The organism is Burkholderia sp. BCC1977 (genome assembly GCF_905339595.1).
Taxonomy (GTDB): Bacteria; Pseudomonadota; Gammaproteobacteria; order Burkholderiales; family Burkholderiaceae; genus Burkholderia.
This window is the reverse complement of the sequence record NZ_CAJPGQ010000004.1, coordinates 225310-240382: the sequence shown is the minus strand read 5'-3', so window position 1 is coordinate 240382 and position 15073 is coordinate 225310. Positions and strand designations below refer to the sequence as shown.

General features: G+C 68.0%; 12 protein-coding genes. 3 read left to right on the top strand and 9 right to left on the bottom strand.

All coding sequences use genetic code 11. The features are described from left to right. Positions 1-24: 24 nt before the first annotated feature. From hpaD to U5771_RS05915, 4 genes are read right to left on the bottom strand one after another with little or no spacing between them, the layout of a single operon-like run. Positions 25-873 carry a 3,4-dihydroxyphenylacetate 2,3-dioxygenase gene (gene hpaD, locus U5771_RS05930; RefSeq protein ID WP_322023116.1) on the bottom strand — a complete coding sequence of 283 codons (849 nt, stop codon included), beginning with the start codon at positions 871-873 and terminating at the stop codon, positions 25-27. A gap of 54 nt (positions 874-927) precedes the next feature. Then, positions 928-2391, bottom strand: coding sequence for a 5-carboxymethyl-2-hydroxymuconate semialdehyde dehydrogenase (gene hpaE, locus U5771_RS05925; RefSeq protein WP_322023115.1), 1464 nt, complete (start codon positions 2389-2391; stop codon positions 928-930). 22 nt (positions 2392-2413) lie between these two features. Then, positions 2414-3178, bottom strand: coding sequence for a fumarylacetoacetate hydrolase family protein (locus U5771_RS05920; RefSeq protein ID WP_322023114.1), 765 nt, complete (start codon positions 3176-3178; stop codon positions 2414-2416). Beyond that, on the bottom strand, positions 3175-3864 hold the full coding sequence (locus tag U5771_RS05915) for a fumarylacetoacetate hydrolase family protein (RefSeq protein ID WP_322023113.1): 690 nt from the start codon (positions 3862-3864) through the stop codon (positions 3175-3177). Before U5771_RS05915 ends, U5771_RS05920 begins: the two co-directional genes overlap by 4 nt. Before the next feature lie 152 nt (positions 3865-4016). Here U5771_RS05915 and hpaR point away from each other — a divergent pair, with 152 nt between their 5' ends. Next, complete coding sequence (gene hpaR / locus U5771_RS05910) at positions 4017-4457, top strand: homoprotocatechuate degradation operon regulator HpaR (protein WP_322023152.1); 441 nt, start codon at positions 4017-4019, stop codon at positions 4455-4457. 77 nt (positions 4458-4534) lie between these two features. Here the strand turns inward: hpaR and U5771_RS05905 are convergent, their stop codons facing one another. Further along, a complete protein-coding gene (locus tag U5771_RS05905; protein WP_322023112.1) occupies positions 4535-5746 on the bottom strand; it encodes an SDR family oxidoreductase in 1212 nt (403 codons plus the stop codon). A 659-nt stretch (positions 5747-6405) separates the two neighbouring features. Here U5771_RS05905 and U5771_RS05900 point away from each other — a divergent pair. Both U5771_RS05900 and U5771_RS05895 read left to right on the top strand, forming a co-directional pair. Then, positions 6406-6753, top strand: a complete 348-nt coding sequence (locus U5771_RS05900) for a DUF3564 family protein (RefSeq protein WP_322023111.1) — start codon at positions 6406-6408, stop codon at positions 6751-6753. A 375-nt stretch (positions 6754-7128) separates the two neighbouring features. Next, a complete protein-coding gene (locus U5771_RS05895; RefSeq protein ID WP_322023110.1) occupies positions 7129-9024 on the top strand; it encodes a peptidoglycan D,D-transpeptidase FtsI family protein in 1896 nt (631 codons plus the stop codon). A gap of 150 nt (positions 9025-9174) precedes the next feature. Here the strand turns inward: U5771_RS05895 and U5771_RS05890 are convergent, their stop codons facing one another. The 4 genes from U5771_RS05890 to U5771_RS05875 all read right to left on the bottom strand — a co-directional run bounded on the left by U5771_RS05890 (position 9175) and on the right by U5771_RS05875 (position 15053). Beyond that, positions 9175-10896 carry a cation:proton antiporter gene (locus U5771_RS05890; protein WP_322023109.1) on the bottom strand — a complete coding sequence of 574 codons (1722 nt, stop codon included), beginning with the start codon at positions 10894-10896 and terminating at the stop codon, positions 9175-9177. A 217-nt stretch (positions 10897-11113) separates the two neighbouring features. Then, on the bottom strand, positions 11114-12541 hold the full coding sequence (locus U5771_RS05885; RefSeq protein WP_322023108.1) for a cytochrome c: 1428 nt from the start codon (positions 12539-12541) through the stop codon (positions 11114-11116). Beyond that, the gene (locus U5771_RS05880; RefSeq protein ID WP_322023107.1) at positions 12538-14316 is read right to left on the bottom strand and encodes a GMC family oxidoreductase; all 1779 of its coding nucleotides are present in this window, start codon (positions 14314-14316) and stop codon (positions 12538-12540) included. The genes U5771_RS05885 and U5771_RS05880 overlap by 4 nt, the downstream gene beginning before the upstream one ends. Next, complete coding sequence (locus tag U5771_RS05875; protein WP_322023106.1) at positions 14316-15053, bottom strand: gluconate 2-dehydrogenase subunit 3 family protein; 738 nt, start codon at positions 15051-15053, stop codon at positions 14316-14318. Before U5771_RS05875 ends, U5771_RS05880 begins: the two co-directional genes overlap by 1 nt. Between the last annotated feature and the right edge of the window lie 20 nt (positions 15054-15073).

The window sequence follows — 15073 nt, the reverse complement described above, 5'->3', positions numbered from 1 at the left end:
CGCTCCGGATAGGTGATGCGGCGCTCAGGCGAGCGGGAAGATCGCGTTGATCTGCCCGGTGCCCGAGCTCGCGAAATAGTCGGTGACGATCTCGACCGGCTTGTCGTACCGATCCCAGCCGAGCAGGCCGAGCAGCATCGCCGTGTCGTGCATGCCGCCTTCGCCGTGACAATGCGTGTTGTACTCGGGCAGCATCGCGCAGAAAGTCTTGAAATCGCCCTGCTTCCACAGCTCGACCACGCGCAGGTCGACCTGCCGGAAGAATTCGCGGCTGATCTGGTGGATCGATTCCTCGGGGCTGCCGTTGTCGTTGAAGCGGTGCGACAGCGAACCGCTCGCGAGGAACGCGACGTTCGCATCGCTCTTCCCGATCGCCTCGAGCAGCGCCTCGCCGAAGCGCCGGCTCTCGTCGAGCGTGTGCCACATGCACCAGCCGGCGATCGACACGACCTTGAAGTGCTGGTCGCCGTTCATGTAGCGCATCGGCACGAGCGTGCCGTATTCGAGTTCGAGGCTGTCGATCTCGTGCGCGCGTGTCGCGATGCCGTGCGCGCTGGCCGTCTCCGCGATCAGGCGGCCGAGTGCCGGATTGCCCGGATACGCGTACTCCATGTCGCGGATGAAATGCGGCAGCTCGTTGCTGGTATACGTGCCCGCGAAGCGCGCATTGCAGTTCACGTGATAGCCGGCGTTGACGAGCCAGTGCACGTCCGACACGACGATCGTGTCGACGCCGAGCGCGCGGCAACGCTCGCCGATCAGCTGGTGGCCGCGAATCGCCGCGTCGCGACAGCCGTGATGCCTGCCGGGCAATTCCGACAGGTACATCGACGGCACGTGCGTGATCTTCGCGGCGAGGGACAGTTTGCCCATCGTTCAAGTCTCCGTATCGTTCGTTCTGGCTGGCGGCGAAACGACCCGCGCCCGTTACACGCCCCAGCGGGGAATGTGATGCGAACCCATCGAGATGCACACGTTCTTGATTTCCGCGAACACCTCGAAGCTGTACTCGCCGCCCTCGCGACCGGTGCCCGACTCCTTCACGCCGCCGAACGGCTGGCGCAGGTCGCGCACGTTCTGGCTGTTCACGAACACCATCCCGGCCTCGATGCCGCGTGCGAGGCGGTGCACCTTGCCGACGTCCTGCGTCCAGATGTACGACGCGAGCCCGTAGGACGTGTCGTTCGCGAGCCGCAGCCCTTCTTCCTCGTCCTCGAACGGGATCAGGCACGCGACCGGCCCGAAGATCTCTTCCTGCGCGATGCGCATCCGGTTGTCGACATCGGCGAACACGGTCGGCCGCACGAAGTTGCCGTTGCGCAGGTGGTTGGCGAGGCCGGCCGGCTTGTCCGCACCGCCCGCGACCACGCGCGCGCCTTCCTGCTCGCCGATCCGGATATAGCCGGTCACCTTCTCCCAGTGCTGGCGCGTGATCATCGCGCCGAGCTGCGTCGCCTGATCGGACGGGTCGCCAACCACCAGGTTGTTCGCGCGGCGCGCGAATTCCTGCACGAAGCGGTCGTAGATCGTGCGCTGCACGAAGATCCGCGAGCCCGCGGTACAGCGCTCGCCGTTGATCGAGAAGATCGTGAACAGCGATGCGTCGAGCGCGCGGTCGAAATCGGCATCGTCGAAAATCAGCACCGGCGACTTGCCGCCGAGCTCCATCGAGTACTTCTTCAGGCCAGCACGCTCCATGATCCGCTTGCCGGTGACCGTGCCGCCCGTGAACGACACCGCGCGCACGTCCGGATGGCGCACCAGTGCGTCGCCGGCGGTCGCGCCGTAGCCCTGCACGACGTTCAGCACGCCCGGCGGAATGCCGGCTTCGAGCGCGAGCCGGCCGAGCTGGTCGGCCGTCAGCGGCGACAGCTCCGACATCTTCAGCACGGCCGTGTTGCCGAGCGCGAGACACGGCGCCGTCTTCCACGTCGCGGTCATGAACGGCACGTTCCACGGCGACACCAGCGCGCACACGCCGACCGGCTGGTACAGCGTGTAGTTCAGCATCTGGTCGTCGACCGGATACGTGCGGCCGTTCATCTGCACACACACTTCCGCGAAGAAGTTGAAGTTCTCGGACGCGCGCGGAATCAGCTGCTTGCTCGTCTGTGTGATCGGCAGGCCGGTGTCCTGCGTCTCGAGCGCGGCGAGCATCGGCACGTTCTTCTCGATCAGCTCGCCCAGCTTGCGCATCAGCTTCGCGCGCTCCTTCGCGGGCGTGTTCGCCCACTTCGGGAATGCTTCCTTCGCGGCGCGCACGGCCGCGTCGACTTCGGCCTCGCCGGCCGACGCGACATCGGTGATCACGTCGCCCGTCGCGGGGTTCAGCGTCGTGAAGGTCTCGCGGCTCTCGACTTCGCGGCCGTCGATCCAGTGCTTGATGGTCATGTGCTCTCCTTGGGCGACGGGCTCAGCCGGCGCGATAGTAGTCTGCTTCGCCGACGATCGTGTTCACGAGCCGGCCGATCCCTTCGATTTCGGTCACCACTTCGTCGCCCGGCTTCGTGTCCGCCAGCCCTTCCGGCGTGCCGGTCAGGATCAGGTCGCCCGGCGAGAGCGTCATGAAACTGCTGATGTGCTCGATCAGCGCGGGTACGTCGAAGATCATGTCGCGCGTGCTGCCGCGCTGCGTCTCCTCGCCGTTCACCGTCGTGCGCAGCATCAGGTCGCCCGCATCGCCGATCTCGTCGCGGCTGACGAACCACGGCCCGAGCGGCGTGCAGGTGTCGCGGTTCTTCACGCGCAGGTTCGGGCGGTAGTAGTTTTCGAGGTAATCGCGGATCGCGTAGTCGTTCGCGACCGTGTAGCCGGCGACGTAGTCGAGCGCCTGCGCGCGGCTCACGTTGCGCGCCGGGCGGCCGATCACGACGGCCAGCTCGCACTCGTAGTGCATGTGCGTCGCGTCCGCCGGGCGCACGGTGCGCGAGCGGTGGCCGATGAACGTGTTCGGCCCCTTCAGGAAGATCAGCGGCTCGCTCGGCGCGTTGAACGCGAGTTCCTTCGCGTGGTCCGCGTAGTTCAGGCCGAGCGCGAACGTCGTGCGCGGCGCAACGGGCGGCAGCCACGTCACCCCGTCTTCGGCGATCACGCGCCCCGTGTCGAGGCGGAGCGCGCCGTCGCCGGCCGGTTCGGCCGCATGCAGTGCGCCGTTGTAGATCACGCGCGCCGTCTTCATCGTGCTTCCTCCGCAATCAGCGTATGCCGCAACGTGCCGATGCCGGCGGCGGCAATCTCGATCGTGCTGCCCGCGCGGGCACGCGGGGCGCCGCCCGCGACGCCGAGCAGCAGCACGTCGCCCGCGTCGAACGACATGAACGCCGTCACGTCGGCGATCAGTTCGCGCACCGGGCGGATCAGCGTGGCGGTCGATGCGGACACCGCGGCGGCGCCGTCGATCCGCACGGTCAGGCCGATCGCGTCGACATCGCCGAGCGCGGCCGCCGGCACGATCGCCGGGCCCAGCGGGCAGAAGCCGTCGCGGCACTTGAAGCGCACGGCCGGACGGTAGTAATCGGGATGCGGGACCGACACGTCGCTCGCGAGCGTGAAGCCGTGCACGTAGTCGAGCGCCTGCGCGGCCGGCACGCGCGTCGCGCGCCGCGAGAACACGACGGCCACCGACGCGCCGATCTCCAGCGCATCGATGCCCGCCGGCACGACGACGGCCGCGCCGTCCGCCGCATGCGTGTTGGCCGGCTTGATGTAAAGGATCGGCGCCTGCGGCGGACGGCCGTAAGGCGGTGCGTGCACGGCATCGCCGAGCGCGTCGAGTGCGGCGCGCTCGTTGAGCAGCGCACCGTAGACGGTACCGATGGCGACCGGCAGCGGCGGCGCCGCGGCGGTCCTGCAAGACAGCTCCATGCGTCATTCCCCTGCCGCGCGTCGCGGCGCATCGTCAATAGTTAACATCTTAAGTAAACAATCGGATGCTGGCAACCTCGATTACCCTGATACATGAAATTCATCACCGTCGGCTGTTAAGATTGCTGCGTCCCCGTCCATTCCCCACCCCGATGAACCGTACGCTCGACCATCGCAACCTGGCCATGCTGCTGCTCGAGGCCCGCGAAACGCTGATGGGCCTGTTCCGCCCCATTCTCAAGGAATTCGCGCTGACCGAACAGCAATGGCGGATCATCCGCGTGCTCGACGGCGAACCGGCGCACGCGCTCGAAGCGGGACAGATCGCCCGCCGCTGCTGTATCCTGAGCCCGAGTCTCACGGGCGTGCTGGAACGGATGGAACGCGACGGCCTGATTACACGCACGCGCGCGCAGGAAGATCAGCGCCGGCTGCTGGTGAGCCTGACGCCGCAAAGCAAGAAGCTGGTGACCGAAATCGGCCCGCGCATCGACGAGCAGTATCGTCAGCTCGAAGCGCGTTTCGGCCAGGACGGCCTGGACGACATCTACCGTGCGCTCGACCGGCTGATCGAACTCGGCAGCCCGTCGTAGGGCCTGCCGCCGCCGGACCGCCGCGTGCGGCGGCGAATCAAACCCGGGAATCGGCAAGCCCCGAACCGCGCGGGCCGTCAGTGCAGCGCGCCGCGCATCAGTTCGGTCACCGCGACGCCGCGCGACGTGCGCATGCATTCCTCGACGTAATCGACGAACGGCAGCGGCTCGAAATCGATTTCATCGCGCACGCGGCGGTTGTCGAACACGCGATCGACCATCGCGAACTCCGCGCAACGCTGCAAGGCCCGGCCGATCACGCGCTCGAGCGCCGGCTCGGACCGCCCGAGCACGTCGCGCACCACGAGCGGCAGTTCGGCCGGCGCACAGGCCGCGTAGCGCGGCGCGCCCGTCATGCCGGCCGCCTCGTCCATCGCGCGCACGATCTGCGCGACCTGCGGCGCCTCGTCGCCGGCCGACACGTGGTACACGTCGTGCATCAGCGTCGGCTTCACGGCCAGCAGCATCGTCGCGCGCGCGACGTCGTCGACCGACACGATGTCGATGCGCGTCATCGGCCGCGCGGTGAAGCGCCGCGCGGCATGCGCGACGCGGAACATCCAGAACGAATTCGGCGCGGGCCGCGTGCCGAGCACCGTGTGACCGACGACGTGCGACGGACGCACGACGACGAGCGGCAGCCCGAGCGCGCGCAGGCGCTGCTCCGTTTCCGCCTTCGCCTGCAGATAGTCCGCCGCGAGCACCGCGCCGTGCAACCCGTCGCGGCCCCGCGCCGCGCCGTTCGGCGCCGTACCCGCCGTCGCCTCGTACACGATCCCGCCGCGGCCCGCATGCGCATAGGCGGTCCCGACGTACACGAAACGCTGCAGCTGCGGTGCGTGCGCGAACCGCTCGGCAAAACGCAGCGAATCGGCAAGGTCGGCCTGCAGGTGCGCACCGTCGGCCGGCGACGCATGGCCCGCGCAATGGATCACGTGCGTCGCGCCGGCGAGACGCGGGGCGTCGGTGCCCTGCCACACGTCGCCGAGCCCGCCGACGGCCACGTTCGCGTCGCCGAGACGCGATGCCCAGTATGGCGCGAGCCCCGCGCGCAACGCCGCTTCGCGCAAACGCGCGACCGCGTGGCCGCGATTCTCGGCGCGCACCACACACACGATCCGCTCGAGCAACCCTGCGTTGACGAGCGCCGTCAGTACGGTACTGCCGATGAAGCCGGTGGCGCCGGTGAGCACCAGCCGCCCGACGTTGGCCGCCGCGACCGGTGCGCTGGCCGGCGACACGAGGCTCGTGCGCCAGTTGAGCGACAACGCGGTTTTCCAGATCAGCACGATAGTCTCCTTCGAAGAATCGGCCGGACGGCGCGGCGGTTCCGGATCGCGGAACCGCGCACGGCCGTCGGCCGGGCCGGGGCCGACGCTCGCCCCCGGCAGTCCCGATCGGGCTGCGGCCCACGATCGCGTCGATCGCGTCGCTGGCACGAGGCGGCGGCCCGCCACGGACGGGCGTCCGCGGCGCAGGATCGGGAAATGTCCAGTGTGGGGCCCGATCGCCCGCAAGTCTGTCCCGAAAGTTTCGTGAAAGTGTGTGGATTTGTATGCGAATGTCGGAGTGTGTCGTGCCGGCCGGTGCGTCAAACCGCTGAAACGACCGGTCAGGCAGCACCCGGGATGCTGGCTTGACGGGACGGCCGGCGCTTCGAGGCTTCGCTTCGGGTCTTCGCTTCGGCGCGACACTTCGACGCGGCCTCCCCCAGGTCATCGCATGTCCGGGACGCGCCACCTTCCGGTCACGGCGCGCGGATCGTGCTGCCGCCTGCGTTAGCGCGCGTCGGCGGATTCCCTGTGAATCGTCTGACGTCGTTTCATCTGAAACGGCTATAGACACAATGCGGATTTATTGCGGATTATCACTTGCGTTTCACCACAGTCTATCTAGACTGGTCAAACCAAAACGGTCGAATGTGTCATTTTCTTCAGGAGACGATCCAATGCGCCTCACTATTCGGATTAATGGCAGCGAATCGGCAACCCGCAACACCTTCGCGGTGCTGTGGGTCGATACCGACGAGGGGCTGTGGTCACGCGAGGCACACCAGGGCATCGATCTTCCGACCTGGGGCAAGGTTCGGGACGTAGAAGGCGCGATGGCCCTCTGCGCGGCCGACAGCGGGAAAGCCGTGTGCCAGTTGAAGGGCCTGTCGTTCAGCGCGACGCAGCGCGAACAAGGTCCCGCGGTGCTCGCCGGCGAGCACCCCGACGGCGCGTGGCGCCTGCAGGCGGTCGATCGTTCCACGGTGGAGCCGGAATACCACGAATTTATTGCCGTCGCGCGATAGGTATTTTTGACGGCAATCCTCTGCGGTTTTCGGGTTTATTCCGGTTTCCGCGATATTCATTTCGATATTCAGCAATAACGGCGCCTCTCTCCGAGGCGCTTTTTATTTTCCGGTCCCGTAAATAATCGGGGCCGGGTTAATTGAACCGCGGTGGCGGCAACGATCCGCCCGCCCGTCCCGATTCCGTCGGCGGCAGCGAGCCACGCTGCGCCGCCGCTTCCTCCTCCCTCCCGCCTTTTCCGCTCGCGCCACGCTGGAAATGCGCATCTTTTACGGGGCCGAAACACACTTTCCCCACATGATGTTTACTCATTTATTACAATCGCATTATTCCGACTGACTTGCCGCCGTCCGGCGGCCCGACCCGGCCCTTGCATGAGCGTGAAAAAGAAGACCCACCCCGCCGATCCGTACGCCGCCGCGACCAAGCACCCGATGCTCGCGTCGCGCCTGCCGATGTGGCGCTCGAAGATGGTCGTGATCATGGTGTCCCTCGGTTTCGCCGCGCTGATCGGACGCGCGTTCTGGGTGCAGGTCGCGAACCAGGATTTCTACGTCGGCCAAGGCCAGAAACGCTACCAGCGCACGATCGAGCTCGACGCGATGCGCGGGCGCATCGTCGACCGCAACGGTGCGATGCTCGCGGTCAGCCTGTCGACCTATGAAATCTGGGCGAACCCGAAGCAGGTCGCCGAAATCGACTATCCGCAGATCGCGAAGCTGCTCGACATGCCGCTCGCGGAAGTGAAGCGCCGCCTGCGCAACGACCGTACGTTCGTGCTGCTCAAGCGGCAGATCGACGCCGACACGGCGAGCCGGCTGGACAAGCTCGAGATCGACGGCATCACGCAGATCGCCGATTCGAAGCGCTTCTATCCGGAAGGCGAATCGGCCGCGCACGTGGTCGGCTTCACCAACGTCGAGGACAAGGGCCAGGAAGGCGTCGAACTCGCGGCGAACGGGCGGCTGTCCGGTACATCCGGGCAGCGCGAGGTGATCCGCGACCGGCTTGGCCGCATCGTGTCCGACACGCGCCCGCTCGTGCCCGCGCAGCACGGCGCGACGATCGAGCTGACGATCGACCGGCGCATCCAGCAGCTCGCGTTCAGCCAGCTCAAGGCCGCGGTGCTCGAGAACAACGCGATGGCCGGCAGCGTCGTCGTGCTCGACGCGCAGAACGGCGAAATCCTCGCGCTCGCGAACTACCCGACCTTCGATCCGAACGACCGTGCCCGTCTGACGGGCCAGCAGCTGCGCAACCGCGCGGTGATCGACACGTTCGAGCCGGGTTCGACGATCAAGCCGCTCGTCGTCGCGCTGTCGATCGACGAGCGCAAGGTCACGCCGAACACGATCATCAATACGTCGCCCGGCACCTACAAGATCGGCCCGGCCGTGATCCACGACACGTCGAACCACGGCTCGCTGACCGTGTCGCAGGCGCTGCAGAAGTCGAGCAACGTCGCGCTCGCGAAGCTGGCGCTGAACCTGCCCGCCGAAACGATCTGGAACAAGTACCAGGAATACGGGATCGGCCGCGCGCCGGAGCTGACGTTTCCGGGTGTCGCGTCGGGCCGCCTGCGCGGCTACAAGCGCTGGCGGCCGATCGAGCAGGCGACGATGGCGTACGGCTACGGGCTGTCGATGTCGCTGCTGCAGATCGCGCAGACCTACACCGCCTATGCGGGCGACGGCACGCTGCACCCGGTGTCGCTGCTGAAGAACGGTTCCGACCCGAAGACGATCGAGGCCCATCGCGGCCACCGCGTGACGTCGCCGCAAACCGCGGCGGCGATCCGCGCGATGCTCGAGTCGGCGGTCGGCGAAGGCGGCACGGGGCGCCGCGCGCGCGTCGACGGCTACCGGATCGGCGGCAAGACGGGCACGGCGCGCAAGCAGGTCGGCGCGACCTATGCGAAGGGCAAGTACCGCGCCCTGTTCGCGGGGATGGCGCCGATGAGCGACCCGCGCCTGATCGTCGCGGTGATGATCGACGAGCCGCGCGGCAAGGGCTATTACGGCGGCACGGTGGCCGGCCCGGTGTTCTCGTCGGTCACGAGCGGCTCGCTGCAATTGCTCGGCGTGCCGCCCGACGCACCGGTCGAGCCGACGCCGAATGCGCCGGTCAAGGCTGCCGCACCGCAGAAGGCGGTCGCGACGCCGAAGGCCGCGGTGCAACCGAAGACGGCAGCCGGGCAGAAGGCGTCGGCACCTGTGAAAACGGCCGCGCAATCCGGCGCGGCCGTACGGACGAAGGCGGCGGCTGGCTGAAGCCGCCGGGGCGTACTCGGCTCAGCTCGGCGAGCGGCGAGCGGCGAGCGGCAAGCAGGTCGACCATGCGCTACACACTGTTCCTCGCAAACGCCCTTCCGTTCGCCGGCACAATCCCGCTTGTCCGCGCGAACCCGGCCCGCGCGACCGTCAATGCGCGTGCGCGGCCGCCACCGGCTCAGCCATCCTGCCGAGCACGTGCTCGGTCATCCCGCGCGCGAGTTCGCTCTCGCCCATGAACACGGTGCCGATGCCCTCGCTCGACAGCAAGTCGGCCTCGTCGCTGCTGTTCGTGCACAGCACGACCTCCAGCGCCGGATTGAGCGTGCGCGAGATCTCGACGATCTGCCGCACGTCGAACACATCCGGCAGCGTGACGACCAGCATCCCGGCGCGCGCGATATGCGCCTGCACGAGTACGACCGGCTCGATCGCGTCGCCCGACACGGCCGCGACGCCGTCCTCGCGCAGCTTCTCGACGAGCTCGCGATTTTGCTCGACGACGACATAGGCGATCCCGCGCTCGTCCAGCGCATGCGCGATCCGCGTGCCGACCTTGCCGTAGCCCACGATCACCACCTGGCCGGTCAGGTGCGTCTGCGGCGTCGACATCGGCAGCGCGGCGAGCGGATCGTCGCGTGCCTCGAGCTTGCGCGCGAACGCCGAATGCTTGCGGATCCACGCGAGCGCCGGATCGATCATCGCAAACAGCAGCGTGTTCATGGCGATCGAGATCAGCGCGACCGCGAGAATCAGGCTCTGCCCCTCGGCCGACAGCAGCCCGAGCGCACGGCCGAGCCCCGCGAGGATGAACGAAAACTCGCCGATCTGCGCGAGGCCCGCGCCGACCGTCAGCGCGGTGTTCAGCGGATAACGGAACGCGATCACGAGCGCGACCGCCGCGAGCGTCTTGCCGATCAGCACGATCGCGGCGACCTCGATCACGTGCAGCGGCTCGGCGAGCAGCACCTTCGGGTCGAACAGCATCCCGACCGAAATGAAGAACAGCACCGAGAACGCGTCGCGCAGCGGCAGCGTCTCGTCGGCCGCGCGCCGGCTGAACTCCGACTCGCGCATCATCATCCCGGCGAAGAACGCGCCGAGCGCGAACGATACGTCGAACAGCTTCGCCGCGCCGAACGCGATGCCGACCGCCGCGGCAATCATGCAAAGCGTGAACAGCTCGCGCGAACCGGTGCGCGCGACGAGCCACAGGATGCGCGGAAACACGCGCTTGCCGACCACGAGCATCAGCGCGATGAACGCGGCGACCTTCAGCATCGTGACGCCGAGCGTGCCCCACACGCTGCCGCCGGCCGCATGCGCGTCGCCGGGCGGCGTGCCGCCGAGCAGCCCCGCGACGGGCGGCAGCAGCACGAGCACGAGCACCATCACGAGATCCTCGACGACGAGCCAGCCGACCGCGATGCGCCCGTTCACCGTTTCGACGAGCCCGCGCCCCTCGAGCGCCCGCAACAGCACGACCGTGCTCGCGACCGACAGCGCGAGCCCGAACACGAGCGCCGCGCCGAGGCTCCAGCCCCACGTGAGCGCGAGACCGCCGCCGAGCAGCGTCGCGACGGTAATCTGGACGACGGCCCCCGGCAGCGCGATCTTGCGCACCGCGAGCAGGTCGCCCAGCGAGAAATGGAGGCCGACGCCGAACATCAGCAGCATCACGCCGACTTCGGCGAGCTGCTGCGCGAGCGACAGGTCGCCGACGAAACCGGGCGTGCCGGGGCCGATCACGATCCCGGCGAGCAGATAGCCGACGAGCGGCGGCATTTTCAGCAGCGACGCGAGGTAACCGAAGATCATCGCGAGACCGAAACCGGCCGCGAGCAACGCAATCAGGCTGACGTCATGAGGCATCCCCCCTCCCAAGGTCTTGTAACTATTTAGTAAGGTTCAAGAATGGAAGGATAAGGGATGAGACGGACAAATGGCGCGCCACCGCGAAAAATTCGCGGTGGCGCGCCATTGCAGGGTACAACCCCGGGGCGGGCGGAACGCGCCCCGCGGGCCGGCCGGCGCCGCGAGGCGGATCGATCGATCGGGCGGCGGCGGGGCCGAAGCCCCGCCGCGTGCGTCAGCGCGACGCCTGCGGGAACCGCGCGCCCGGCGGCGGCTCCGGCCGCGTCGACGGCGTGCCCTTGCGCACCTTCGCGACCTGCGCGGCCGTGATCGCCGCGCCCGTATTGCCCCAGCTCGTCCGCACGAAGTTCGACACGTCCGCGACTTCCTGGTCCGACAGGCGCCAGCCGAACGGCGGCATCGTGAAAGTCGACGGTGCCGTGTGCGTCCCCTCCAGCGCGCTGCCTTCCAGCACGACGTGGATCAGCGACGTCGGATCGTCGCCCTGCACGACCGGGTTGCCGGCGAGCGCCGGGAACACGCGCGTGTAGCCGTGGCCGTCGCTGCGGTGGCAGGCCATGCAGTTGTCGCGATAGACGGCGGCGCCCGGCTTGCTCGCGTCGCCGGTCTGCAGCGCCTTCGCCGCGGCCGCGTCGTACACGTGCGGCTGCTGGCCCTGCACGCGCGGCGGCAACGTCTTCAGGTAGCGCGCGATCGCGGTCAGGTCGGCATCGTTCATGTGCTGCATGCTGTGGCCGACCACGTCCGTCATCCCGCCGAACGCGGCCGTGCGCAGCGTGCGGCCGGTCTTCAGGAACTGCACGATCTCGGTTTCGTTCCACGTGCCGAGCCCGGTGCGCGGCTCGCCGCGCAGGCTCGTCGGCACCCAGCCGTCGATCGCCGCGCCGCCGGCCAGGAAGTCGAGGCCGCCCGCGTCGGTCAGCGCGCGCTCCTGCATCGTCACCGCGCGCGGCGTGTGGCACGCGCCGCAATGGCCGAGACCCTGCACGAGATACGCGCCGCGCGCGACCACCGGATCGGTGTACGGCGCCGCATCGAACGGCTTCGGCGTCGGCGCGAACATCTTGCGCCAGAACGTCAGCGGCCAGCGCATCGACAGCGGCCACACGATGTCGACCGCGCGGTTCTCGTGCTCGACCGGCGCGACGCCGTGCATGAAGTATGCGTACAGCGCCTTCACGTCGTCGTCGGAGAGGCGCGCGTACGACGGGAACGGCATCGCCGGGTACATGGTGTCGCCGTTCTTGCGGACGCCCTGGCGCACCGCGTGCGTGAAGTCGTCGAGCGTCCAGCCGCCGAGGCCCGTCTTCGGGTCCGGCGTGATGTTGGTCGAATAGATCGCGCCGATCGGCGTGTCGAACTTCAGCCCGCCCGCGAACGGCTTGCCGCCGCTCGCGGTATGGCACGCGATGCAGTCGCCCGCGCGGGCCAGATATTCGCCGCGCTTGACGAGGTTCGCGTCGGCCGACTGTGCGACCGGTGCGGCTGCCGGGCCCGAAGCCGCGGCGGGCGCGGATGCCGGCTGCGCGAACGCGGCGCCGCCCGCGAGACCGAACGCCGCCCATGCCGTGCCGGTCGCCAGTGCGCGCCGCAGCGGGGAAATTCGGCGCGTGGCGTTGGGGTGGTTCACTGTCCTCTTCATACGGTCACCAGCGGGGCGGGATTTTTCAGGTATTGCTCGCGGATCGCACGTGCCGACCAGTAGGCCAGCGCCGCGATGATCCCGGTCGGGTTGTAGCCGATGCCCTGCGGCAGCGCCGACGCGCCCATCACGAACACGTTGTGCACGTCCCAGCACTGCAGGTAGCGGTTCAGCACGCTCGTCTTCGGATCGGTGCCCATGATCGCGCCGCCGACCAGGTGGGTCGTCTGGTACGCGCGCGAATCGAAGTGCTTGCCGAACTCGCGCGTCGACACGCCGATCGCCTTCGGCCCCATCGCCTCCGCGATCTTCTTCATCTGCCCGGTCACGTACTGCGCCATCTTGATGTCGTTGTCCTTCCAGTCGAAGGTCATCCGCAAGAGCGGCTGGCCGTACGAATCGCGATAGGTCGGATCGAGGTCGAGGTACACGTCGCGGTACGACATGTTCGTGCCGTGCGCGTCCATCGAGATCGTGTGCGCGTAGTTGTCCTTCACGGCCTTCTTCCACGCGGCGCCCCACTGCGGCGTGCCCGGCGGCGTCGCGATGCCGCTGATCGGCTTCACGCCGGCCTGGTTCACCCACAGCGGCGAGCCGCCGACGAAGCCGAGCGGGCCATGGTCGAAGTTGTCCGCGTTGAAGTCGTCCACCGCGACACCGTTGCCGCCCGCACCGATGAACGGGTTCGTGAACGTGTCCTTGTCGAAGAACGCCTTGATCGTCGACAGGTTCTGGTACGCGAAATTGCGGCCCACCACGCCCTCGCCCGAGATCGGGTCGTACGGCTTGCCGATGCCCGACAGCAGCAGCAGGTGCACGTTGTGATACTGGAACGCGGCGACGATCACCAGATCGGCCGGCTGGTGCACTTCACGGCCGGCCGGATCGACGTAGGTGACGCCCGTCGCGCGCTTCTTCGTGTCGTCGAGGTCCACGCGCAGCACGTGGCACTTCGAGCGCAATTCGAAGTTCGGCACCTGCTTCAGCGCGGGCAGGATGTTCAGGTTCGGCGACGCCTTCGAGTACATGTAGCACGCGTAGCCGCTGCAATAGCCGCAGAAGTTGCACGGCCCCATCTGCACGCCGTACGGGTTCGTGTACGGACCCGACGTGTTCGCCGACGGCAGCCGGTACGGATGCAGCCCGAGCGACTTCGCGGCATCGGAGAAGCGCTGCGCCGAATACGTATTGAGCTGTGCGGGCAGCGGGAAGTTGTCGCTGCGGTTCGCCTCGAACACGTTGCCGTCGCCGACCACCTTGCCGCCGACCTTGTACGCCTGCCCCGACGTGCCGAACACCTTCTCGGCGAAGTCGAAATACGGCTCGAGCTCGTCGTAGCTGACGCCGGTGTCCTGGATCGTCATTCCTGCGGGGATGAACTTCTTGCCGTAGCGCTCTTCGTAGTGGCTGCGCAGGCGCAGCTCTTCCGGCGTGATCCGGAAATGCACGCCCGACCAGTGCAGCCCCGCGCCGCCGACGCCCTCGCCCGGCAGGAACGCGGCGAGCTGCCGGTACGGCAGCGCGGTGTCCTGCACGCCATGGCGGATCGACACGGTCGTCTTCGACAGGTCGAGGAACAGCTTCTTGCGGATGTTGTAGGTCAGCTCGTCGATCGTGTTCGGATACGCGCCGTCCGGATAGGTGTCGCGATACTCGCCGCGCTCGAGCGCGACGACGTTCAGGCCCGCTTCGGTCAGTTCCTTCGCGAGAATCGCACCGGTCCAGCCGAAGCCGACGATCACCGCATCGACATGCGGCTTCTTTTCTGCGGCCATCAGGTGCGCTCCCCGTTGATCGAGACGGGGCCGTACGGATAGGGCTTGCCGTTCTGGTTGACGAAATCCATGAAGTCGGCGCGCGCGCCCGGAAAGCCGATCATCTTCCACGCGGCCATGTCGTGATTGCCGCCATGCACCGGATCGCAGAAGTAGCCTTCGCGCGTGTTCTGCAGCAACTGGCCGAAGAACACGCCGGGCGGCACGTCGTCGATCTGCGCGCCGCCCTTCTCCAGCGCGCCGAGCACGGTGTCGCGGGTCGGCGCGTCGAGGTCGGCGAACGCCTTGCCGTGGGCCTTTTCGCAATAGCGGTTGACCGCCGCGATGCCGAGCCGGTAGATGTCGCGCGGCACGAGCTTGAGCTGGTAGCCGAGCTCGGGCACGCCCTGCTGGAACGGCCCCTGCATGTACCACGTCGCGCCGTGCGCGTACGGGGTTTCCATCTGGCGGTCGATGAATTCGGGCACGCCGGATTCGAGCGCGCCGGGGCCTTCGGCGTCGGCCGGGATCAGCCGGTCGACGGCGGCCTGGACGAACGCCCACTCCTTTGCGTCGAAGAAGGTCGGCTTGTACGGCGCACGTTCGGCGCCGACCGACGCGGTGGCGGCATTGCCGGCCGTGGTCGAGGACGACGACGAGCGCAGGTCGCAACCGGCGACCGACGCGATCGGCACGAGCGCGACCGACGTGCGCAGGAAACGGCGACGCGAATTGGGTTTGTCGGGTGGCGTGGACATGGTCGGATGTTGATCGTTGG